19 protein-coding genes are annotated in these 22,165 nt (G+C 44.0%); 17 read left to right on the forward strand and 2 right to left on the reverse strand.

The features are described from left to right. Window positions 1-96: 96 nt before the first annotated feature. The 10 genes from HMPREF0581_RS01305 (at window position 97) to HMPREF0581_RS08870 (ending at window position 10,250) form a co-directional block, all read left to right on the forward strand. Window positions 97-633 carry an NUDIX hydrolase gene (locus HMPREF0581_RS01305; RefSeq protein ID WP_036379660.1) on the forward strand — a complete coding sequence of 179 codons (537 nt, stop codon included), beginning with the start codon at window positions 97-99 and terminating at the stop codon, window positions 631-633. A 35-nt stretch (window positions 634-668) separates the two neighbouring features. Further along, the gene (locus tag HMPREF0581_RS01310) at window positions 669-1,550 is read left to right on the forward strand and encodes a tyrosine-type recombinase/integrase (protein WP_036379663.1); all 882 of its coding nucleotides are present in this window, start codon (window positions 669-671) and stop codon (window positions 1,548-1,550) included. A gap of 483 nt (window positions 1,551-2,033) precedes the next feature. Continuing rightward, complete coding sequence (locus tag HMPREF0581_RS01315) at window positions 2,034-3,281, forward strand: SPFH domain-containing protein (protein WP_009644072.1); 1,248 nt, start codon at window positions 2,034-2,036, stop codon at window positions 3,279-3,281. Window positions 3,282-3,334: 53 nt separating this feature from the next. Beyond that, window positions 3,335-3,748 (forward strand): hypothetical protein, encoded by a 414-nt coding sequence (locus tag HMPREF0581_RS01320; RefSeq protein ID WP_036379666.1) that lies wholly within the window; start codon window positions 3,335-3,337, stop codon window positions 3,746-3,748. Between the two features lie 298 nt (window positions 3,749-4,046). Next, the gene (locus HMPREF0581_RS01325; protein WP_036379670.1) at window positions 4,047-5,594 is read left to right on the forward strand and encodes a TFIIB-type zinc ribbon-containing protein; all 1,548 of its coding nucleotides are present in this window, start codon (window positions 4,047-4,049) and stop codon (window positions 5,592-5,594) included. A gap of 338 nt (window positions 5,595-5,932) precedes the next feature. Beyond that, window positions 5,933-6,613, forward strand: a complete 681-nt coding sequence (locus HMPREF0581_RS01330; protein WP_036379673.1) for a hypothetical protein — start codon at window positions 5,933-5,935, stop codon at window positions 6,611-6,613. Between the two features lie 43 nt (window positions 6,614-6,656). Further along, window positions 6,657-7,262, forward strand: coding sequence for a hypothetical protein (locus tag HMPREF0581_RS01335; protein WP_036379676.1), 606 nt, complete (start codon window positions 6,657-6,659; stop codon window positions 7,260-7,262). A 328-nt stretch (window positions 7,263-7,590) separates the two neighbouring features. Beyond that, complete coding sequence (rplS, locus tag HMPREF0581_RS01340; RefSeq protein ID WP_009644059.1) at window positions 7,591-7,932, forward strand: 50S ribosomal protein L19; 342 nt, start codon at window positions 7,591-7,593, stop codon at window positions 7,930-7,932. Between the two features lie 90 nt (window positions 7,933-8,022). Beyond that, window positions 8,023-8,910: a ribosome biogenesis GTPase YlqF gene (gene ylqF / locus HMPREF0581_RS01345; protein WP_009644094.1), complete on the forward strand. Its 888-nt coding sequence runs from the start codon at window positions 8,023-8,025 to the stop codon at window positions 8,908-8,910. A 23-nt stretch (window positions 8,911-8,933) separates the two neighbouring features. Then, entirely contained in the window at window positions 8,934-10,250 is a 1,317-nt protein-coding gene (locus HMPREF0581_RS08870; RefSeq protein ID WP_242835180.1) for a ribonuclease HII, read from the forward strand. A gap of 185 nt (window positions 10,251-10,435) precedes the next feature. Here HMPREF0581_RS08870 and HMPREF0581_RS01360 read toward each other — a convergent pair whose 3' ends face one another. Together HMPREF0581_RS01360 and HMPREF0581_RS01365 are read right to left on the reverse strand one after the other, a co-directional pair. Beyond that, window positions 10,436-11,686 (reverse strand): glycine/sarcosine/betaine reductase component B subunit, encoded by a 1,251-nt coding sequence (locus HMPREF0581_RS01360; protein WP_036379678.1) that lies wholly within the window; start codon window positions 11,684-11,686, stop codon window positions 10,436-10,438. Window positions 11,687-11,750: 64 nt separating this feature from the next. After that, on the reverse strand, window positions 11,751-12,632 hold the full coding sequence (locus HMPREF0581_RS01365; RefSeq protein ID WP_051426878.1) for a LysR family transcriptional regulator: 882 nt from the start codon (window positions 12,630-12,632) through the stop codon (window positions 11,751-11,753). Between the two features lie 284 nt (window positions 12,633-12,916). Between HMPREF0581_RS01365 and prdA the strand changes: the two genes are divergently transcribed. The 7 genes from prdA (at window position 12,917) to HMPREF0581_RS01400 (ending at window position 22,161) form a co-directional block, all read left to right on the forward strand. Next, window positions 12,917-14,719, forward strand: a complete 1,803-nt coding sequence (prdA, locus tag HMPREF0581_RS01370) for a D-proline reductase (dithiol) proprotein PrdA (RefSeq protein WP_036379682.1) — start codon at window positions 12,917-12,919, stop codon at window positions 14,717-14,719. A gap of 2 nt (window positions 14,720-14,721) precedes the next feature. Then, window positions 14,722-15,171 carry a CBO2463/CBO2479 domain-containing protein gene (locus HMPREF0581_RS01375; RefSeq protein ID WP_036379684.1) on the forward strand — a complete coding sequence of 150 codons (450 nt, stop codon included), beginning with the start codon at window positions 14,722-14,724 and terminating at the stop codon, window positions 15,169-15,171. A 21-nt stretch (window positions 15,172-15,192) separates the two neighbouring features. Next, window positions 15,193-15,918, forward strand: coding sequence for a D-proline reductase (dithiol) protein PrdB (gene prdB, locus HMPREF0581_RS01380; protein WP_036379686.1), 726 nt, complete (start codon window positions 15,193-15,195; stop codon window positions 15,916-15,918). Between the two features lie 428 nt (window positions 15,919-16,346). Beyond that, complete coding sequence (locus tag HMPREF0581_RS01385; RefSeq protein ID WP_036379689.1) at window positions 16,347-17,213, forward strand: bifunctional 5,10-methylenetetrahydrofolate dehydrogenase/5,10-methenyltetrahydrofolate cyclohydrolase; 867 nt, start codon at window positions 16,347-16,349, stop codon at window positions 17,211-17,213. A gap of 84 nt (window positions 17,214-17,297) precedes the next feature. After that, complete coding sequence (locus HMPREF0581_RS01390; RefSeq protein WP_009644068.1) at window positions 17,298-17,987, forward strand: GTP pyrophosphokinase; 690 nt, start codon at window positions 17,298-17,300, stop codon at window positions 17,985-17,987. A 147-nt stretch (window positions 17,988-18,134) separates the two neighbouring features. After that, complete coding sequence (locus tag HMPREF0581_RS01395) at window positions 18,135-20,819, forward strand: valine--tRNA ligase (protein WP_036379691.1); 2,685 nt, start codon at window positions 18,135-18,137, stop codon at window positions 20,817-20,819. Next, window positions 20,809-22,161 carry a bifunctional folylpolyglutamate synthase/dihydrofolate synthase gene (locus tag HMPREF0581_RS01400; RefSeq protein WP_051426879.1) on the forward strand — a complete coding sequence of 451 codons (1,353 nt, stop codon included), beginning with the start codon at window positions 20,809-20,811 and terminating at the stop codon, window positions 22,159-22,161. The genes HMPREF0581_RS01395 and HMPREF0581_RS01400 overlap by 11 nt, the downstream gene beginning before the upstream one ends. Window positions 22,162-22,165: the final 4 nt, after the last annotated feature.

Raw genomic sequence — 22,165 nt, forward strand, 5'->3', positions numbered from 1 at the left:
TTTATGCATTTTGTATTTTTTTAGTACGAAGAGCGAGTTGTTTAATCCTTTATGATAAAATTATATTAGTAAATGGGAGGATTATTAAGAATATTTATGGCTTACGAAGAAAAGACGTTAGAGTCGAACATTGTATACGAGGGCAAGATTTTCAATATCAGACGGGATAAGGTGTTGGCGGTTAATGAAAAGGTGTCGTACAGAGACATTGTTGTACACGGTGGAGCCGCCGTACTTATACCGATAACTGACGATGGTAAGATTATTCTCGTGAGACAATGGCGTCAGGCGCTTAAGAAACAGGTGATTGAACTGCCGGCGGGTAAGGTCGATCCCGGAGAATCGTTTGAGGAAGCGGCAGTACGTGAACTCAAGGAAGAAACAGGCTACTCTGCGGGACGGATGAAAAAGCTTTTGAGATTAGCACCGAGTGTGGGATATTCAGAAGAAATTTTGGAGATATATGCTTGTCATAATCTCAACCGGGGTGACCCCGATTTAGATGAGACGGAAGATATTGATATTGTTAAGATGACTCCCGAAGATGTTGTCGGACAAATAATGGCCGGAAAGATTGAAGATGGCAAAACAATTGCAGGAGTGCTGTTTGCCAGAAATGCGGGCATTATTTAAATTATGAGCATATATTTGATAGTGAGGATTAGGTTATGATAAACGAGTTCATTACGTATCTCAGGGATACAAAGGGAAAAGCCGATAATACGTTGGTGGCTTACAGAAGGGATGTTATTTCATTCGAGAAGTTTCTAAAAAATCACAGTGGAAGAGAACTGGCAGAGTGCAAAGAAAGCGATTCAATCGCATACATACTGGATTTAAATAATGATAGCAAGTCCAAGGCCACTATCAACCGCAAGCTTTCTTCATTAAGAACATTCTACGATTTCGAAATTGAGGCAGGCGCGCTTGCCGAGAACCCGTTTGCCAAGATTAAATCAGCAAAGAATGACAAGAGGCAGATTGAGTTTCTGTCAATAGATGAGGTGGAGAAGCTGCTTGCGCTTCCGGATCAGACAGTTAAAGGTGTCAGAGACACAGCTCTTTTTGAGTTCATGTACGGGACCGGTGCCAGAGTTACGGAAGTAGTTCGCCTCAAATTTGAGGATATCAACCTTAAGATGAATTTCGTCACACTGCGTGATGGGGAAGGTGAAAGCAGAATTGTTCCACTTGGCTCATATGCTCAGAGGGCTCTGCGCAAGTACAAGGATACTGCGTATTCGGGTTTGTCACGTACGGAGGTGACAGACGATAGCTTCGTGTTTATTAATTTTAGAGGGCAGCCGCTGACAAGGCAGGGTATCTGGAAGATGCTCAAGGAGTATGGTGCTATGATAGGTATTGAAGACCGCATGACTCCTCAGATTCTTAGAAACAGCTTCGCTGTACATATCTTGCAGAATGGAGGGGATCTTAAGACTCTTCAGGAACTGATGGGCTTTGACGATATGTCTGTAGGAATTGCTTATCTATCGGTAACCAATATTAGAATCAAAGATGTATATAGTCGAACACACCCAAGAGCGTAATAAAAGCCCGCAGAAGCGGTTTTTTTTTAAGACAGGCCTTTCAACCGTACTGCATTAGCGATACAGGCAGCAAAGGGGAATTTGTTTCCGATTAAAGAAACAAAAGCACCGAATGATTGAGGTGCAGTAATATATAGTAATAGACATGTAATAAAACAATATTCAAGAGCAGCTATTCGTATAACGAATGACTGCTCTTATTCTATTAAACAGGCTACTCAATGATACAGGCAGATACGCCGACCTTATTATTAGGGATTTTCAGTATACTGCAAAATCCCCGTATTTTTACGGTGGACAAGTGAATTTCCTTTTGTTAAACTCTAGATAAATAGATATGTCGAGTAGTTACATACAGCAGAAGATAGAGGTATGAATGAAGAAGCTGAAGGTCGAGGTAGCTACGCTCTAATAGACTTAAGATAGTTTCTTGCTTGCCATAACGTGATGATAGGCATATTTAAAAGGAAAAGGAGGTACACCATGGGTTTTATTCAAGCAGTCAAGGGCTCTATAGGAGGATCTCTGGCAGATCAGTGGAAGGACTTCTATGGTCCTAAGTCAAATGTATCGGCAACGGCAGGGGTGTTTCCCGGTGTTCCGATGGGAACAAACAACGGCAGAGGTGCTAACTACAAGGGTAATGAAAACATTATAACTAACGGCAGCAAGATAGTAGTTCCCGAGGGTACGGCGCTGGTAACTATTCAAGATGGCGCAATCACAGGAATTATAACTGAGGCCGGTGGCTATGAATATACGAATGACAATCCTAATGCTAAGTCTATATTTGCCGGGGATAGTCCCGTGGATGCGCTCGTAAAGCAGTCGTGGGAGAGATTTAAGTTTGGTGGTGTTCCGGGAACACAACAGCTGATATTCTATGTAAATATGAAAGAGATTCCCAATAATAGATTTGGAACGCAATCCGAAATCTATTGGGATGACGCATATTTCGGAACACAGGTTGGAGCTGTTACAAGGGGGACATATACACTTAAGATAGCGGATCCGATTTTGTTCATAAAGAATTTTGTTCCTGTGGTATTTGTCTCACCGGGTGCGCCTGAATTTGACTTTGCTGATATGGATAATCCTGCAGGAGAACAATTGTTTAATGAGGTAGTAGGAAGTCTTTCTGCCGCATTTTCGAATTATACAAACGATCCTTCTAAAGGAAACAGAATGAGCAGGATTCAGGGCGATCAGATTGGCTTTGCCCAGGCTCTTTCGAAGGCTGTAGATGATGGATATCAGTGGCGTCAGGATAGAGGTCTGGAAATCGTAAAAACTGCTATTATGTCCATCGAATACGATGAAGATACAAAGCTTATGATGAAGGATGTAAAGCGTGCAGATGCGCTCTCGGGTACCCGTGGGAATTCATTTATGCAACAGTCTGTTGCCAGAGGAATGCAGGCAGCAGGAGAAACCGGCGGTGGTGCCAACATGGCGTTTATGGGCATGGGAATGGGTGCTGCGGGAAACGTAATGGGTGGAATGCAGCAGCCTAATAATCCGGGCACATATCAGCCGGGCTTCGGACAACAGCCACAGCAGCCGAATGATCAGATGCATGGACAACATCCGAATGATCAAATGTATGGACAACAGCCACAGCAACCTGTGGATCCTACTGCAAAGCTGATCGAGATGAAGAAGCTTCTTGATGCAGGTGTAATCACACAGGAAGAATTCGATAGAATTAAGATGCAGCTTCTCGGGTTATAAAGTATATGAATTATGAAAAAGAAGTTATTTTAATGATGTAGGAGGAACAAGAAATGGATAAGAATAAAAGAGTGCAACTGATTGTAATCGTCGGTTTAGTGTTAACGATTATTTCCTTATTCCTGACACTATATAAAGCATCTTTCTTAGGTGAAAATGTAAGTGACTCTATCTACAATGCATATAAGAGCCAAGGACGAACGGGAACAGTTTTTCTCTTTCTGATAGCTCCTATTCTGGCAACCTTGTTTGTGCTACTTAAGAAAAGAATTCCTGTAATAATATTCGGACTTCTTCAATGTGGTCTTTGGGCTTTACTTACATCCACATTTAAGGATGAGTTTAAAGGATATAAAGTGGAATTTAGCTATGGACCGGGATTTTATGTGGGCTTAATAGGCGCGCTTGTTATAGTTGTGGGCGGCATAGTAGCCGTTGCGACGAAGGCGTTTAAAGAAGAGAAGTAAACATATATCGTTTAACTATAATTGATACAATATTTCCGCTTGTGGTATAGCATTCTTATGATATATATAGTGTCGTATGAAGTGGTTAAAGCGGTTAACAGGAGGTTAATATATTCATAATTCATATTACTAATAGCAAGAGATACACTAATACTGCTGCTTAAACCGAGGAACCGTAGTGTTTCTCCTGTGCCACAAGCGGAATTGATTCCTCTGTGAAGAATCGAGGATTTTACTTAAATTTACTTAAATAAGTTGTTTTTTCGATACAGTCACGAGAACCAGGGAGACAAGTAAGATGATAGATGATAAAGATTTTGTAGAGACAGTAAATGAGGGAGTTGTTTCTCAAGATAACACTACTGAGGAACAGGTAGGCGAAGAACGAAAAGACGGTCAGATTAAGTGTCCTAAATGCGGAGCTACTGACATAGAGCTTAACCCGACTACAGGAAAACTTAGATGCAACTTCTGTAGGCATGTATTTGAACCTGAGGTTGTTGAGCAGTCTGATAATATAGCTGAATTGGAAGGACTTCATACATCGAAGGGGGCATCAGATATTATAGCTGATGCAGAGGATGTGTTAACCCTTAAGTGTGAAAGCTGCGGTGCCGAGGTCGTTATAGACACAGCTTCTGCAGGGCAGGCCAGGTGTCACTGGTGCAGAAATATGCTATCGATTAACTCTGCCATTCCTAATGGCGCAGTTCCGGATGTTGTACTTCCTTTCAATGTGACTAAAGTCGATGCACAGGCGAAAATTGATGAGTTTGTGGGAAAGCGAAAGTTTTTTGCTCATCCGCAGTTTACCAAAGAGTTTACTTCCGAAAATATCTGTGGAGTATATTTCCCTTATATGATTATAGATGTCAACGCTCACTCATATCTCTCGGGTACGGGAGAAAAGCTTGTTAGAAAGTACACTGTAAAGAACGGTGATAGAGAAGAGGACCGCTATGATGCTGATGCATATCACGTTGAGCGTGATTTTGATATCACAATAGACGATCTTACGGTTGAGGCCAGTGCCGATAAGCTGAATGTTTCTTCAAATGAAAAGACAACTAATATCATAAACTCGATTATGCCTTTTGATACTGATAAGTGCGTTGAATATAATGCTAATTATCTCCGTGGGTACACGTCGCAGAAGCGTGATGTCAATGTCGATCATATTAGACAACTCGTAAAAACTCAATCTAACGATATTGCCAGATTTGCTGCGAATGACACCCTGGAAAAATATGACAGAGGTGTTGCCTGGGACATTGATAATTTCGAGGTAAAAGGTGAGTCATGGAATGCCGCATATCTACCTGTATGGTTGTACAGCTATATGCAGGTCAAGGGTAAAAAGAACTTACTCCACTATGTTGCGGTTAATGCCAGAACGAAGGAGACGATGGGAAGTGTTCCTATCAATATGACTAAACTGTGGATAGTGTCGATAATAATTGAGTTATTCGGAGGCGTTTTGGCGATATTACTCGGAAGTGACTTGGTGAAATGGGATTCTGATTATCGCTGGGCGCTTCTCTTACCGGGTGCAATCTTCTTTGCTGCAATGTACTCAAGGTATAGGAATGCAGGTGCACGTCACACTTATGAGAAGGAAACAGTCAAGGAGATGAGTAATATTTCGATGGTAGATGAATTTACTGAGCATAGGCGAGGACTTAAGGATGAATACATAAAAGGCGTTAACAACAATTCGGTAAAAGGCAGTAATGTCAAAGACCTGTTGCCTGGTGTAAAAGCTGATAGCCTTTCGTCGGTGGTGGGGAGCGTGTCTAAAATAAAAGGTATGATTGACGACGTTGATGATTTTACAGATTTTAAATAATCTGATCCTCTCTGACCATAGTTTGACCATGGAGAGATTAATAACAGAATGATAACTGTGCGAGATCCTTGTAACTTAGGTATAAACAACGCTTAGTATCATGGTGGAATATAACTTAACGAGCGTGTCACTAAATTACAAAGAACTTATGAAAGAAGTTTGTTATGAGCTTTTTTTCAAAGAATGCTTGCACTTTTTGCGGAAAAGAAGTTGGCTTTATCAAAGGCAAAAAGCTGAATGATGGAAATCATATCTGTAGTGAATGTGAGAAAAATTGCAGTGCATATATTGATGTTTCCAGGTAAACAAAGGACTTCCTGACTGAGCATATGGAGTATATGCAGAAACAGGATAAGCTTTATAAATCTGAAGTTGAGCCACTCGGTAAGGGTGGTGTGAATAGGATCATCAATGCATATAACGGTATTATATTCATCGATTCCATAGGTATGTTCGAAGCAATTACACCGAAATACAGCAAGAAAAATCAAAAAGAATTATTCAGGTATGATCAGATTAAAGAATTTGCCTATTATCAGGTAAAAAATAATTCTGATAGCGGTAAAAAGTATTCGGAGGCGGGGCTCGATATTTTTCTAAAGAGTAAATACACTGCTGATGGATTTAAGGACCCACTTCCTCCAAGCGGCAAGGTTCATCCTTATGTTGCTCTTATACGTATTTCTTTCGAAAAAGACACTGATAATGCTCTGGCTGCCGGTCGTGCAAAAGATCATCTAAATGAGTTGTTCGGAAGACCTAGCGAAACATTTGGTGGCAGCATTAAGGAAGCTTTCACGGGAACAGGACAGGAAAGAGCTGACATGAAGGCACAGGCAGAAACGGTTAAGGCTTTAGGTGGATTAGCAAAGTCGTTCTTGCAAAAAGATTCTGCTGCAGTAGGTCAAGCTCAGGAGAATCTTAAGATGAAAACTCAAGATGCAGTTTCCACTGCACTAGATTATGGCTCAAAATATACAGAGACTGCTGATGCTGCCGAAAGGCGTGCTTGGCAATGATCGCTCTCCTTGATATTTAGGCTGGATTGCAGGAGGTGCCAATATGAAAGTAAATAAAAAACTGTTTGCCACAATAGCAATGTGTGCTTTATCTATATCCATCATACTCACCGGCTGCGGGGTAAAGACGGAGAGTATGTCCCACACATATGATGAGAATTATAAGGTGACTCTGGAAGTCCCAAAGGATCATGGTTATAAGTTTAATGATAATAAAAAGAAGTCGTTTGGGATGTATGATTATCATTATGATTTTTCGCTAAAAGGCGATAAGGCAGAATTATATTTTAGTATTGAGCCATATGTGCACAATACAAGCATTTATTTTAAGGACGAATACCCTGACCTTGATAAAGATAATCCTAACTTTGATGACTATTTGAAAGTATTAGAGAAGGGCAAAAAAGATTATAAGCTTGTTAAAATTGGTGGACGTAAGGCGGTGAGGTTTGAAGAGAGAGGGTATGTTGGGAAAGAAAAAGATAAGCTATTGGGCTATTTATATATCATTGACATACATCATGGCGATGGTGATAAGAAGCTTCAGGTTAAGGTGCTCCCTAAGGACAAAAAAACAGATGTTAAAAAGTTCATAGATGATGAAGTTACATGCATTATTGATTCAATCAAGTTTAAAAGCTTCAGTTAATCATAAGCAATAACTTAGAGTTATAGGCTGTGAAGTGTTGGAGAAAGCTGCTGTGGTCATTGAAACGTCATGACCATAGCAGCAATATATTTGTTACGCATGACCTTTCATTTGCAAGTATTAAAATTTTTATAAATTATTACGATTGTATCTGTAACTGTACGGGCACCTGCATTTTTGAGTATAAGGCTTTTAACCCTTGCAATACAAGCAGGGCTGTGGTATCATACAAAAGTTATTACGGACGGTCCTCTGGCGATGCAAGTAACGAGCTGCGCTTGAAGAAGAGACACGCTACGAACGTCTTTGAGAGGGAGGAGGAATAACGATGAACATTTTAGATCAGGTTACACAGGAATATAAGAAGAACGATGTTCCTGAATTTAACATCGGTGATACTGTAAGAGTACACGTTAAGATTGTCGAGGGCCAGAGAGAGAGAATTCAGGTATTCGAGGGATACGTACTCAAGAAGCAGAACGGCGGTATTTCGCAGACATTTACTGTAAGAAGACTTGCGCAGGGAATCGGTGTTGAGAAGACTTTCCCGATGCACTCACCTAAGGTTGACAAGATCGAGGTAGTTAAGAAGGGTCGTGTTAGAAGAGCTAAGCTTAATTACATGCGTGAGAGAACAGGTAAGGCTGCAAAAATCAAGAAAGCAAAGTAGCTTGGGCTTTACAAGCAGGGATAACGATGCATACCTCGGCAGATGCTGCGGTGTGCATTTTTCTTAAATGAAAACATCTTAGGTGATAACATGATTAGAAACATCAACTGGTATCCGGGTCACATGAAGAAGACTCGCGAGCTCATACAGGAGAACCTCAAAACAGTGGACCTTGTGGTTGAAATCGTGGATAGCAGAATCCCTTTATCGAGCCGCAATCCCATTATTGAGGAGCTCGTAGCGGGTAAAAAGCGTGTCGTGATCCTCGGTAAGTTCGACTTGGCCGATGAAAGCGTAACGATGGAGTGGAAAGCGTTTTTGGGTCGAAACGGTATCATCGCACTGCCAGTGGATTCCAGAAACGGTGATAATATAAAAGCATTTTATACGATACTGGATAAATATCAACAGGAGAGAGACAGGGAACGTGCTCTCAAGAGACCGCTGCGCATGATGATTGTCGGGGTTCCGAATGTCGGTAAATCATCTTTTATCAATCGCCTGATAGGTAGGAAGAGTGCAAAGACCGGCGATAGACCGGGTGTTACAAAAGGCAAACAGTGGGTAACGCTTGCCAACGGAATGCAGCTGCTCGACACGCCGGGAATTCTCTGGCCTAAGTTTGAAGAGCCCGGAGTTGGACTCAATCTGGCATTCTGCGGAAGCATAAAGGATGAGATTCTCAACGTGCAGGATCTTGCCTTTGAGCTTCTCAAGGTGTTGAGAGCGAATTATCCTGACGAGCTAATCGCGAGATATAAGTTGGATGGCTTGATGGATGACGATGAAGAGAAATATGACGAATATGGGGAGCCGATAAATCCCGTTTTGGCCGATATGGAGGCAATAGCCAAGAAGCGCGGATTCATGCTTTCCGGTGGACGCATTGACTACGAGAGAACCGGACGGGCTGTACTCGATGAATTTCGAGCGGGACTGATTGGCAAAATCTCTCTCGAGAGGCCTGAACACAGATAGATACGGATAGCTGGTGAGTTTATATGACTAAGCAAGAACGAGAAGAACGGAAGCTGCAGAGAATGAAGGAGCTCAAGCAGATAGAAGATGAACTCCATGCATCGGGTATAAAAAATATTGCGGGAATCGATGAGGTGGGAAGGGGTCCCCTCGCAGGCCCTGTGTATGCAGCCTGCGTGGTGCTGCCTGAAGAGTTCAATGTACCCGGGATAGATGATTCCAAAAAGGTCTCAGAAAAGCAGCGCGAGAAGCTCGACAGGCTGATTCGTGAGTCTGCAAAGTCTTATGGTATAGGGACTGCAACTGCACGAGAAATCGACGATCTCAACATCCTAAACGCCACTAAGCTGGCGATGCACAGGGCTATCATCGAGGTCAAGTCGAAGCTGGCAGAAGACGAGAAAATTGATATGCTGCTGGTTGATGCTGTCGACCTAAAGGAAGAGGGCATACCGGAGAAGGCTATCATAAGGGGAGATGCGACCTGCTATTCTATTGCAGCTGCTTCGATCGTTGCCAAGGTAGCGAGGGATTCATATATGAGGGAGATGGACGAGAAATATCCCGGCTATGCTTTTGCCAGCAACAAGGGATATGGAACAGCTGCTCATTACGAAGGCTTGCGCAGTGTCGGACTGTCCCCGATTCATAGGAAGTCTTTTCTTAGAAAATTTGAAGCGAGCGAGGGAAGCAAGGTGGGCAAGAAGCAGTTTTACGCAGTAAGGACAGGAAGAGTTCCCGGTATATACAGCACGTGGGATGAATGTAAGGCTCAGGTGGACGGATATTCCGGCGCAGAGTATAAGGGCTTTGCACGGCTGTCGGAGGCAGAAGCCTTTGTCGGCAGCGAAATATTGACTGCTATGGGAACTGCTCGTTCAAACTCATCGGCGACTGGGAACTCCCCTTCACGTGATTCCGTTAATGATGGCGTAATCGCCTATGTCGATGGCAGCTATGATGTAGCAACCGGATATTATGCGTCCGGAGCTGTAATTCTGACCGGAGATGAGAAGGTAGAGCTTAGCAAGCTCTACACTGATGAAGCAGGCGGCAAGCTTAGAAACGTTGCAGGCGAGATCAAAGGCGCAGAGCTTGCAATCGAGTACTGCCGTAAACACGGAATTGACAGCGTGACGATATACCACGATTATATGGGTGTCGGGAAGTGGGCCGATGACGAGTGGAAGGCTAATCTCGAGATGACCAGAGCTTACAATGCGTATATCCGTAAGGCAAGACAGTCGATGAGCGTCAGATTTATCAAGGTTAAGGGACATTCCGGTGATAGATACAATGACCTGGCAGATGCTTTAGCAAAGGCAGCCTTGGACAAATAGAATTGTCAAAACAGATTTAAGGATTTATCACTAACATATTCAAATCTTTTAATGTCAGAAAATTCGTTCAGGACTACAGGGGAGACTACAGACTAGGTGATTCATTTGATTGTTATAAATGAAATTGGAGAGGTAATTTACCCCTCTCCAATTGATTATATACAGCATATCGTCATAATCTCGTCTTATATAAGCGAATGTATCTCTCCGTCTAACACCTCGCATGGTGTCATGAAGACAGGCTTATTATCTTTTTCCCTAGTCGTATATGCACCGAGTATTCCTGCCGGCTGAGCAGGGAACACCGCTGTGTCATACATATTACCGAGGCCTGAACATATCTTTACAAGACCGAGGCGCATTTTGGATGGTCTGGATGTCATTATGAAATCTTCGGAATGAGAGATTGATGCAGATTTCATTGATTGCCTGATTTCATTTAAGACACGGTCGGCCATTTCATGTGCTGCCTGTATCCCTTCAGACGTACGACCTTCACCTTCTTCAAATAGAAAATCAAAATGCAGAATTATATCGGTTGACCTTGAGGTTCCCGCCTGATCAAAGCAGACACGTTCGTCCAGTATTCCTTCGGATGAGCCTATATTTGCGGGCTGAAAGCCGCTTCCGTATTCAACTCCGTTTAGCATGACCGAAACGCCTTCAAGCTGTCGAGTAACACCCATACCGATGACACCTTCCTCTTTGCAGGCAATAGGCATGAAGTCGAGGTTGGAATTGATATGAATGTGTTTACTGTCATGCGGCAGCAAGAAACTGATATGGCAATCACGTATACGTGGTTCTGCGGCAACCAAAGGGGCAACGATCTCTGTACGAATTGTAAGCTTCTCCCCGGTAATCGATGTGTTGTCTCCAAATTGAGCCGTTGATATGCTTATATAATTTCTCCGTAATGAACCTATGATTTTATCTGTTCCACTAAGCTCAGACTGACGCTTTTTAAACGCAAATGATTTGCGCACCTTACTCTTGAGTATCTGAATTGCCTTATATGCATCCATATCCGTGAGGTTGTTTTGCCCAACAACACATGATTCATATCCGGATACTTCCTTATTGAAGTCAATGATTGTCTCTACGTAAGGATTTGTTGCAACGAGTCTTCCTTGAAGGCCAATGTAACTGAGTCCTACCGAAGGGATATCATGTATTCCGAGCTGTTCAATGACGTTGATAAAATCAATGTGATGGTTCCCCCAACCGTCGATAGCAACTATTGCGCCGTCGAGTCTCAGTTCAGAACCCAATTCGCCGGTGGAAACGGCAGTCGCCACTTTGGCGTCAAAGTTTTCAGAAACTCCATTTTCAATAATCCCGACAAAATCAACTTCTGTGTCATTAATGAGTCTTCGTGTGATAGGACAATTATAATGATGAAGAGTGGTCATCTTGATACTTGGTCCGAGTCCCATATTATTTCACACTCCTTTCAGAATAGCTGAGTCATATAAATCTGATATTTGCAGTTTATCGCAATCATTCTTCTGTATTTTCAAAATATGACTGTACAGCATAGATGAAAGATCTCGTTATCGGGGTTGCATTATTTAAATTCTTAATTCCGACACCAAGATCTCTTGAACATTGCGGTTCGAGAGGCATAGTGATATATTTACCCGGTCTTCCTTTGCAAGAAAGCTCAGGTAATACAGCGAGTCCGATGCCCTGTTCCACCATAGACAATATTGTCGCATCATCTCTTGCAGACAGGACAACATTAGGTTGTGTCTTTGTCTTCTCGAGAAGTCTGTTGATGTCATAATCTACACCTTCTTCTGATAGAATAAAGGGCTTTCCGTTAAATTCATTTACCGGAAAACTTGTGGTGCTGTCATGTATATGGTAGTCCGGAGGCAAAACGGCTACTATCGGATCATTAACAAGATGTATAAATTCAAAGGTAAATGTAGAACGTCTGCTGCAGAATGCGAGATCGACCTCATATTCCGAGATCCATTTCTCCATTTCATCAGAACCGCCCTCTTTAACTGTAATATCAACATTGGGGTGTGCCTCTCGAAAGCTCTTGATAATCTCCGGGAGAACGGCAGTGGAGACGCTTGTATAGGTTCCAAGTCGGATACTGCCTACCTCAAGGCCGTGAAGGTCATAGATGAATTGCTCAAGTCGTTCGTTTTCTGCAAGAAATCTTTTTACATAGAACAGAAAATCCGATCCCAATGAGGTCAGGTGAACGCCGTAACGGTCGCGTTTAAACAACTGGATACCGGCTTCTTTTTCCAATGATTTGAGCATATGACTCACAGCAGACTGAGTATATCCGGTCAATTTTGCAGTGCGAGATATTTGTTTGGTCTCAGCTGTGATGACAAAAACCTTGCATTTTTTTATATCCATAATGTCTCCCATTAATAATTTCAATAGCTTTTTGATACATTATCCGCAAATCTGTTGAAACGTCAAAGATATGAAAAAAATTTATATCTCAATGTATATATTTATCACTATTCAAATATCTTAACTCCCGATAGAATATTAACAGAAAGTTCCACGTTATGCAATCGATATGCGGAGCTGATGGCCACAGCTGCGTAAAGAGTTCGAGAGGCAAATGCATACTTGGCTTTCTGGAACGTATTAAACCTTAAACTTTTATTTTAATTTTTTTAAGGAGGCAGCTAATGTCGATAACAAAGGAAACCGTTCAGGCTCATCTTAAAGACCCTGCAATTTTTTGTTGCCGAAGGGAGAAGGGCCTAGTTATCAGTGAAAAGGATCTCGAGGATCCGGGACTGTTTGACGACATGATCGATTCCGGTCTGCTTGAACTCTCCGGTGATGGGCTGACAATCGAACAGGTTCTCGGTTGTACTCTGATGAAGGACTGTGAGGCTCTTGTGCCTATCACAAGAGATGTCCTCGACAGAGTAAACGAGGTGGAGAGTGCACCTACAGGTAAGAAAGAAACGACTGCTGAAGGAACAGCTTCAGAGAGTAATGTTGCTACAGCACCCGTGTACACTACAACTTCCGGAGGTAATGGAATGATTCATATCGAAATTGATAAGGCAGAAAATCTATCAGGCCTTAAGCTTGATGTCCCTGTAGTTGCCGGCACTGTCGGTACTGCTTTTGAGGGTGCTCCTGCTACAGAAGTACTTGATGGACACAAGAAAGTTATTCGTACGTTGACTAAGAAGCATATTAAGATTACCGATGCTAAAATCGGTAATGAGACATCAATTAAAGACGGCATAATCACAATTAACAAAAATATTGTTAAAGAAGCTCTAAAGGCAGATCCGCTCTGCAAAAGCCTGCAGTTGGATGTTATTCACCCAAGTGAGAGACATCAGTACACCGAAACTATTATGGATGTTTGCCCAATTGCTGCAAAGGTTGAGGGTAAGCTCGGGGATGGTGTTACAAAGATTGCCGATGGGATTGTATTCATGCTGACAGGTGTTGACGAGGACGGGACACAGGTACATGAATTCGGATCATCTGAAGGTATGTTGGATGAAAAAATGTACTTTGGACATCCCGGCTGCGCTGACGACGGTGACATAATCATAAGATGCCATGCCGTAATTGAGAGACTTAAGGGAATGTCACGTTCCGGTCCTCTTGCTGCTCATAAGTGCCAGGATGTGATTATTCAGGCTGTAAGAGATGAGCTCAAAGCTTATGAAGGTGAAGTGGTTCGTGAAGAAATCTGCGAGGACGTAAGAAGGAGGGGAAATCCAAGAGTCATTCTTGTAAAAGAAATTATGGGACAGGGTGCTATGCACGATAACGTAATCTGCCCAACCGAGCCTTGCGGAATTCCTGGCGGACGGATGAACGTGGACTGCGGCAATGTGCCAATCATGCTGACACCTAACCAGGTAAGAGACGGATCAATACACGCACTGACCTGCATAGGACCGGCTACAAAGGAAATGACCAGGCATTATATGCGTGAGCCATTGGTAGAAGGACTTGCAGCAGATGACGAGCTTGATCTGATCGGTGTAATCTTTGTCGGATCTCCTCAGGTAAACGATGAGAAGCTGTGGGTATCCGAGAGACTTGGTTCAATGTTGGAGTCTCTTGATATTGATGGATGCATCATCACAACTGAGGGATTTGGCAATAACCATATCGACTTTATACAGCATATCGGTCAGGCAGGAGAGAGAGAGATTCCTGTAGTTGGAGCTTCATTCTGCGCTTATCAGGGTCAGCTTGTAGTTGGTAATAAGTATGCGACTGCAATGGTTGAAGAAAATATGGATAAGGGTGGATTCGAAAACGATATCGCCGGCTGCTCATGCGTGACCAAGGAAGTTGCTGCACGTGCTATCCAGATGCTTAAGAATCAGATGATGGGTGTCGCTGTAAATGCTGCTCCTAAGAAGTGGAACAATGATGTTATCAACGATAACAATAAACTCCTCGGATTACCAGAGACAGTGCTTGTAGAAAGCGGAACACTGCACTAACTATGGTTGAATATCTGATTAACCCGGTCAAGATGGGGGGCGTTGTCAAAGAAATCTATGACGACGGTAAAATGGTCAAAATATATCTGAATGGCAGACTCGGTGTAATCAAAGTGCCGCGTTGGCTTATCCGGGGAGATGAATCTCCGGAGCCGGGCTTTAAGCTGGAATTCTATTTTAGCTATATACAGATAGTGGACGACCCATATGACTACTCAAGCGATGAAATGAATTCTGCAGAAGAAATGTTTCCATCAATTTTAGGTGGTAAGGTGATAGATATCAATGATACAGCCACTACTATCGAGGTGATGGATGATATAGGAGAAATAACCGTGCCGGTGAGGTGGATTATTACTTCCAAGAAACCGATGATCGGTGATGATGCGGAATTCTATTTCAGTTGCATGGATGTTACAGGCAAAAATGATTTGCCGACAATGTTTATTTAAAACATTTAGGAGGAAATATTTATGAAGCTTACAACAGTAGAAGGAATGACCTCGGAGATTTTCGTACCGCTAACTCCGGATCCTGTTTTTACAGAACTCAAGAAGCCTCTGAGTGATTGCAAGGTTGCATTTATCACAGCAGGAGGAATCCATAATAAGAACCAGACTCCGTTCAACACATCCGGAGACTTTTCTTACAGAACTATTTCGTTCGATACGCCAAGCAGCGAACTGATGGTAACACATGGAGGGTTTGACAACTCCGACATCAACAAGGATGTTAATGCGATGTTTCCTATAGACAGACTTCATGAGCTCGTTGCTGAAGGATTTATCGGATCACTTCCGGAAGAGACGTATACGTTCATGGGCGGCGGCGGAAACGTTGAGAAGTTCAGAGATGAGACAGGTCCTGAGATTGCAAGGAAGCTCAAGGCTCAGGGTGTGGATGTTGTACTGTGCACCGGCGGCTGCGGGACATGCCACAGATCTGCTACAATTGTAACAAGAGCTTGCGAGGCTGAAGGAATGAGCTGTTGCGTTATTGCGGCGCTCCCACCTATAGCTCGTCAACAGGGGGCTCCTAGAATCACTGCTCCTCATGTTCCAATCGGTTCAAATGCCGGGGAGCCTAACAATAAGGAGATGCAGACAGCTATCCTCAAAGAGTCTCTCGAGTGGGTGAGAGATTGTCCACAGTTCAATGGACTCAAGGTGCTTCCATACGAGTACAGACATAATGTTTAAATTTGAACAAAAGATAATTTGTTCTCAGGAAAAGGATTCCATTTAAAAGAGAATACTTAAACGACATATCGATTTTCCTCACAACTAATGGAATCTTTAAATTTGAAACCGGGCAGTATCGGATGGCTGCCCGGTTTTACTGTATGCTTCGGTTACATTATGGAAGAGAATTGACTTTATTTTTATACAGGTCTAAACTTTAAGCGAATTCTATATGTTTAACCGGGGTTAATATTGATTGTTTGAGAGAATTCTTCGGTACATCAGATATCACATCGGTACAAATAAGACAGGGGATCCGTATGAAATCATTTATAAAGAGTAAGTGATAGTATTTTGTCGGTAAGCTTAAAGAATGTACTAATTCTTTTGTCGTTATGATATAATGATAAGCGCTTTATGCGTCAAAAATGGAGGATACATTAGATATGCACACACTACTAAAAGGCGCGCCCGTAAGGGACGCCATCGACCGGGATATCATATCAAGGGTAGATTCATTGAAGAAGTCCGGCAATGTGCCTAAGATTGCCACTTTTAGAATTGGCGAGGACGACGGAGAGAAATATTACGAGGGAGCAATAATCAAGAGGGCGGCTAAATACGGCATCGAATGTGAATCTGTGGTGCTGGAAGAGGAAGTCGCTCAAGAAGCTGCAGAGAAGGAGCTGGCCAGGCTCAACGGGGATGACGCAACGTGCGGAATCATAATGCTGATGCCATTCCCCAAGACTATCGATAGCGAGAGAATGCGCTCGCTGTTAAGTCCGGCGAAGGACATAGATGCGATCACTGATGCGTCGTATGCAAAGCTTTTTGCAAATGATCCCGATGCTTTCTATGCGTGCACGGCTGAATCGTGTATGGAGATACTAAAGTTTTATGGAGTTGAACTAAAAGGTAAGCAGGTTACAATTATCGGTCGCAGCATGAGAGTTGGAAAACCGCTTATGCTCATGATGATGAACGCAAACGCAACGGTAACCGTATGCCACACGAGGACAACTGATGAGAATTTGAAAGAGGCGTGTGAGAGAGCTGATGTTGTAGTGCTGGCGACAGGGCAGATTGAATCCTACAGTCCGGAGCTGTTCCACGATAATCAGGTTATCATCGATGTTGGAACGGGTACAGGTAAGGATGGGAAGCTTGCCGGCGACTTCGATTCCGGGGCACTTGATAAGCCCGGTATGCCAAGCTCGCTGAACTACTCCCCTGTTCCGGGAGGCGTAGGTACAGTTACTACAGCACTACTGCTTCGCAATATCGTAAAAGCTGCAGAGCTCGGAAAGTGATTTTACAAATACGTCTTGAAGCAATATTGACGTTCTAGAGAGATTCGCGCTTCGTGCATTTGATCGAAACGCTTATGAGGGAATATGAATATTACCAACGAGATAATCAGCCCTGAGAGACTGAGTGAGAATAAGCTTGAACTGGTACGCGATGAGGAAGCCTTTTTCAAGGAGATTGCGGATATAAGGCTTGAGTATGAGGCAGCCATAAAGGAGATATCGACTAAGCTCGAGATTCTCGACGATGATTTTAAGCAGCACGATGATCACGGACCTATCCACCATATCCAGTACAGACTCAAATCTGTCAACAGCATGTTCGACAAGGCCGTAAGATACGGCATAGAGGATCCGCTTAACAATCTCGAAGAAATCAGGAGCCGGATATATGACATTGCAGGCGTGCGAGTTGTGTGCAACTACAGGGATGACATATACGTGCTGTCCAATCTGCTTCTCAAGCAAGAAGATATCAAGCTGATTAGAATCAAGGACTACAGCTCCAATCCTAAGGAAAGCGGTTACAGGAGTCTGCATGTAGTAATATCTGTACCGGTATTCCTTGTAAATGAAAAAGTTTCAATTCCTGTTGAGATACAGTTCCGAAGCATTGCCATGGATACGTGGGCAAGCTTGGAGCACGAACTCAAATATAAGAACGAAGGCGAGTTGAGTGAGAATGTGCAGACTAAGCTCAAGGTGTGCGCTGAAATTCTTGCAGATGTCGACAATAGGATGGAGAATATCAGGCATGAGGTGTTCTTCACGGAATAACATGATTGTTGCTGCAGGTTCGGTAGTAATTACAGGATGTGCAGAGCTTTATGTTTATGCTTGAGAAACTCGCGGCATCATGCTCATATCGCTCATAATGCGGGCGCTTATGGCAAATCATAATTATTTATTATATAGGAGCTAAGAATGGGTAAAAATCTTGCTAAAACTTACGATCCGAAGAATTTTGAGGATCGTATTTATGAGATGTGGGAGGACAAGGGTGCTTTCAATGCAGAGGTGGACAGTGATAAGAAGCCTTTCTGCATCGTTATGCCGCCGCCAAACATCACAGGGCAGCTTCACATGGGACACGCATTAGACCAGACTCTTCAGGATATCCTGACTAGGTGGAGAAGAATGCAGGGATACAGCGCATTATGGCTACCGGGCAGTGACCATGCCAGTATCGCAACAGAGGTTAAGGTTAACAACGCTATTCACGAGGAGACAGGTAAGGATAAGAAGGATATAGGAAGAGAGGCCTTCCTTGAACGCGCTTGGAAATGGAAAGAGGAGTATGGCGGACACATTACCAGGCAATGTCGTAAGCTTGGAGATTCCTGCGATTGGCGCAGAGAGCGTTTTACGATGGACGAGGGCTGCAATAAGGCAGTAACCGAGTTCTTTATCAGGCTGTATGAAAAGGGTATGATCTATAAGGGTAACAGACTTGTCAACTGGTGCCCCGACTGCATGACTACTCTGTCTGATGCAGAGGTAGATCACGAAGATGTACAGGGCAAGTATTGGTACTTCCATTATCCGGCGAAGGATGGCGGTGAAGGCATTACAGTTGCAACTTCCAGGCCGGAGACTATGTTCGGAGATGTCGCAATCGCTGTAAATCCTGACGATGAGAGATATGCGGAATTGGTAGGCAAGACCGTAATACTGCCTATTGTCGGAAGAGAGATTCCGATTATAACCGATGAATACCCTGATCCCGAGAAGGGAACAGGTGCTGTTAAAATCACCCCGGCGCACGACGCCAACGACTTCCTGGTAGGTCAGAGACACGGTCTTGAGATTATGTCGTGTATGAATGATGATGCTACTATGAATGAGCTCGCTGGCAAATATGAGGGCATGGATAGATATGAGTGTCGTAGGGAGTGGGTCCGCGACCTCGAGGAGGCGGGCTTCCTGGTTAAGGTAGAGGAGCTGACTATTCCTGTAGGTAAGTGCTACAGATGTCATAATGCTATCGAGCCTAAGCTGTCCGATCAGTGGTTCGTAAGGATGGAGGAGCTGGCAAAGCCCGCAGTCGAGGCGGCTAAGTCGGGCAGGCTCAAGCACGTGCCTGAAAGATTTGAGAAGAATTACCTCAACTGGCTAAATGATATTCACGACTGGTGTATCTCGAGACAGCTGTGGTGGGGACACAGAATACCTGCTTACTACTGTGATGACTGCGATGAGGTAGTTGTCGGACGTGAGATTCCAAGCGTGTGCCCTAAATGCGGCGGCGCTCATTTTCATCAGGATGAGGATGTGCTAGATACGTGGTTCAGCTCCGGCCTGTGGCCTTTCTCGACACTTGGCTGGCCTGACAAGACGCCGGAGCTGGAGTATTTTTATCCGACTTCGGTTCTCGTAACCGGATATGACATACTTTTCTTCTGGGTCATCAGGATGGTGTTCTCAGCATGCGAGATCATGGAAGAACCTCCATTCGAGTATGTGTTCCTGCACGGCTTGGTTAGAGATGAGCAGGGACGCAAGATGAGTAAGTCGCTCGGCAACGGAATTGATCCGCTCGAGGTTATCGACAAGGTTGGAGCAGATGCTCTCAGATTCATGCTTATCACAGGTATTACTCCTGGAAATGATACCAGGTTCATCTGGGACAGGCTCGAATCCTCGCGCAACTTCGCTAACAAGCTGTGGAACGCATCGAGATTTACAATCATGAATCTGCAGGACGATAACGGCAATCTGTTGCCAATGGCAAGCGCAGAGACGTCAGCCCTGAGAGATGAGGATAAATGGATTATTTCTCGTGTTAATGAAGCTGCACAGGATATCACCAACTCGCTCGAAAAGTTCGAGCTGGGACTCGCGGGGCAGAAGGTATACGAGCTCATCTGGGATGAGTATTGCGATTGGTATATAGAGCTGGTCAAGGCCAGGCTGTGGGGAGACGACGAGCAGGATAAGGCTACAGCAAGATTTATACTGCAGAGCGTACTCAAGGACCTGCTCAAGCTGCTTCACCCATTCATGCCATTCATAACAGAGGAGATATGGGGATATCTGCCGGCAGATAAGGCGACAGACAACAATGACAATCTGCTGATAAAGGCTGCTTGGCCTGAATACGACACAGCCAAGGTATATGCTGATTCTGTAGCTAAAATCGAGACTGCCAAGGAGATAATCAAGGCTATCAGAAATGCCAGAACCGAGGTTGATGCTGCACCAAGCCGCAAACTCAATTTGATTATCAAGACCGATACTTTAAATGATACTATTGAGGCAGTGGCAGCGCACATACAGAAGATTGCCAACGTTGTAGATATAGAGATAGCCGAAACTGATGCAGCTGCACCTGACGATGCGGTATCGGCAGTATTCAGCGGTGGAGAGATTCTAATCCATCTGGCAGAACTGGTCGACTTTGAGGCTGAGCGTGAGAGACTTCAGAAGGAAAAGAAGAGACTGGAGGGCGAAGTTGCACGTGTAGATAAGAAGCTTGCAAATGCAGGCTTCGTAGCAAAGGCACCAGCTGCAGTTGTTGAAGAGGAAAAGCAGAAGGGCGAAAAGTATCGCGAGATGCTTGAAACTGTGAATAACAGACTTGAGTCCATGGGGGCAACAAGTGTCAAATAAAGCTAGTGAGGCTGTCATACAGCGTATCCGGGATATGACAGCCAAGAAAGGTCCGATCGGACTCAAGCGAATGAGGCGACTGCTGGTGTTACTTGGGCACCCGGAGGAGCACATGAGTGTTGTACATGTGGCCGGAACCAATGGCAAGGGTTCAGTGTGCCAGTTTACGGCCTCTATGCTGCGAGCAGCGGGATATTCCGTAGGGGTATTTACTTCACCGCACGTGATGGAATACAACGAGAGGTTCGAGATAGATAGACACTATATCAGCGACGACGACTTCTGCCGTATTGCAGACTGCGTCATGTCATATGCTGAACAGCTCTACGGCGAAGGCTACGGCTACCTGGCTGAGTTTGAGATACTTACAGCTACAGCGTTGCTGTATTTTAAAGAGCAAGCTCCTGATATAGTGATACTCGAGTCGGGTATCGGCGGTAGGATAGATATGACAAATGTCATTTCTGAACCGTTGGTTACCGTGATAACAGAGATAGGCTTCGACCACGTGGGAATGCTCGGGGATACGCTGGCAGAGATTGCGGTTGCTAAGGCCGGCATTATCAAGAACGGTGTTCCGATCGTATCTGAATCAACTGAATCAGAGGCTAAGGAAGTAATAATTCGTACCGCAGAAGAGAAGCATGCTGAGTTTATAGATGCTTCGCTGGCTGAGTATAGGATTACGAATTACGCGGAGCCGATGGGGTTCAATTTTGCATTTGAAGGAAGCGATAACAGCTCTGGATGCAATATCAGAATGGATGACGTCAGGATAGGCCTAACAGGCGAGCATCAGGTCAGAAATGCGATCACTGCTATACTGGCTGTAGAGAGCATGAGGGCCAGAGGCTGCGTTGAGATAGATGAGCAGCAGATGAGGCAAGGACTCATGGCTGCAAGGAATATGGGGCGCTTTGAGATACTCAATAGCGATCCGTATGTGGTAATAGATGGGGCGCACAACACGCAAGGCTTACAGGCTGCTGTGGATGCGCTGGTGGAATTAAGAGGGACGATATTTAAGGACAAGAGGATACTGACAATCTTCGGTTGCTTTGCAGATAAGGAGCATCAGAAAATGTCTGAGATATTGAAGGCGGGACTTAGAGCAGCTGGATGTGGTGAAGTTATTGCTACGGAACCGGTCAGTCCGAGGGCGCTTCCTGCTGAGATGCTCAAGTCGGAGCTCGAAGATGAGGGCATCGCTGTTACAGCTATCGGCGATGATGAGACAGCCTTTGAGAGAGCGATGGCGTCCGGATATGACGTTATACTCTTTTTAGGATCAATATATCTTATAGGAGATATACGAATTTTTTTCAATCGAAAGGACGGGTAAATTA

The sequence above is a fragment of the Mogibacterium timidum ATCC 33093 genome (genome assembly GCF_000525775.1).
In the GTDB taxonomy this organism is placed as follows: domain Bacteria; phylum Bacillota; class Clostridia; order Peptostreptococcales; family Anaerovoracaceae; genus Mogibacterium; species Mogibacterium timidum.

Excerpts from the sequence above, each read along its gene's own strand:
- HMPREF0581_RS01305 (WP_036379660.1), top strand. The coding sequence starts at position 97 with ATGGCTTACGAAGAAAAGACGTTAGAGTCGAACATTGTATACGAGGGC.
- HMPREF0581_RS01310 (WP_036379663.1), top strand. The coding sequence starts at position 669 with ATGATAAACGAGTTCATTACGTATCTCAGGGATACAAAGGGAAAAGCC.
- HMPREF0581_RS01315 (WP_009644072.1), top strand. The coding sequence starts at position 2,034 with ATGGGTTTTATTCAAGCAGTCAAGGGCTCTATAGGAGGATCTCTGGCA.
- HMPREF0581_RS01320 (WP_036379666.1), top strand. The coding sequence starts at position 3,335 with ATGGATAAGAATAAAAGAGTGCAACTGATTGTAATCGTCGGTTTAGTG.
- HMPREF0581_RS01325 (WP_036379670.1), top strand. The coding sequence starts at position 4,047 with ATGATAGATGATAAAGATTTTGTAGAGACAGTAAATGAGGGAGTTGTT.
- HMPREF0581_RS01330 (WP_036379673.1), top strand. The coding sequence starts at position 5,933 with ATGCAGAAACAGGATAAGCTTTATAAATCTGAAGTTGAGCCACTCGGT.
- HMPREF0581_RS01335 (WP_036379676.1), top strand. The coding sequence starts at position 6,657 with ATGAAAGTAAATAAAAAACTGTTTGCCACAATAGCAATGTGTGCTTTA.
- rplS (WP_009644059.1), top strand. The coding sequence starts at position 7,591 with ATGAACATTTTAGATCAGGTTACACAGGAATATAAGAAGAACGATGTT.
- ylqF (WP_009644094.1), top strand. The coding sequence starts at position 8,023 with ATGATTAGAAACATCAACTGGTATCCGGGTCACATGAAGAAGACTCGC.
- HMPREF0581_RS08870 (WP_242835180.1), top strand. The coding sequence starts at position 8,934 with ATGACTAAGCAAGAACGAGAAGAACGGAAGCTGCAGAGAATGAAGGAG.
- HMPREF0581_RS01360 (WP_036379678.1), bottom strand. The coding sequence starts at position 11,686 with ATGGGACTCGGACCAAGTATCAAGATGACCACTCTTCATCATTATAAT.
- HMPREF0581_RS01365 (WP_051426878.1), bottom strand. The coding sequence starts at position 12,632 with ATGGATATAAAAAAATGCAAGGTTTTTGTCATCACAGCTGAGACCAAA.
- prdA (WP_036379682.1), top strand. The coding sequence starts at position 12,917 with ATGTCGATAACAAAGGAAACCGTTCAGGCTCATCTTAAAGACCCTGCA.
- HMPREF0581_RS01375 (WP_036379684.1), top strand. The coding sequence starts at position 14,722 with ATGGTTGAATATCTGATTAACCCGGTCAAGATGGGGGGCGTTGTCAAA.
- prdB (WP_036379686.1), top strand. The coding sequence starts at position 15,193 with ATGAAGCTTACAACAGTAGAAGGAATGACCTCGGAGATTTTCGTACCG.
- HMPREF0581_RS01385 (WP_036379689.1), top strand. The coding sequence starts at position 16,347 with ATGCACACACTACTAAAAGGCGCGCCCGTAAGGGACGCCATCGACCGG.
- HMPREF0581_RS01390 (WP_009644068.1), top strand. The coding sequence starts at position 17,298 with ATGAATATTACCAACGAGATAATCAGCCCTGAGAGACTGAGTGAGAAT.
- HMPREF0581_RS01395 (WP_036379691.1), top strand. The coding sequence starts at position 18,135 with ATGGGTAAAAATCTTGCTAAAACTTACGATCCGAAGAATTTTGAGGAT.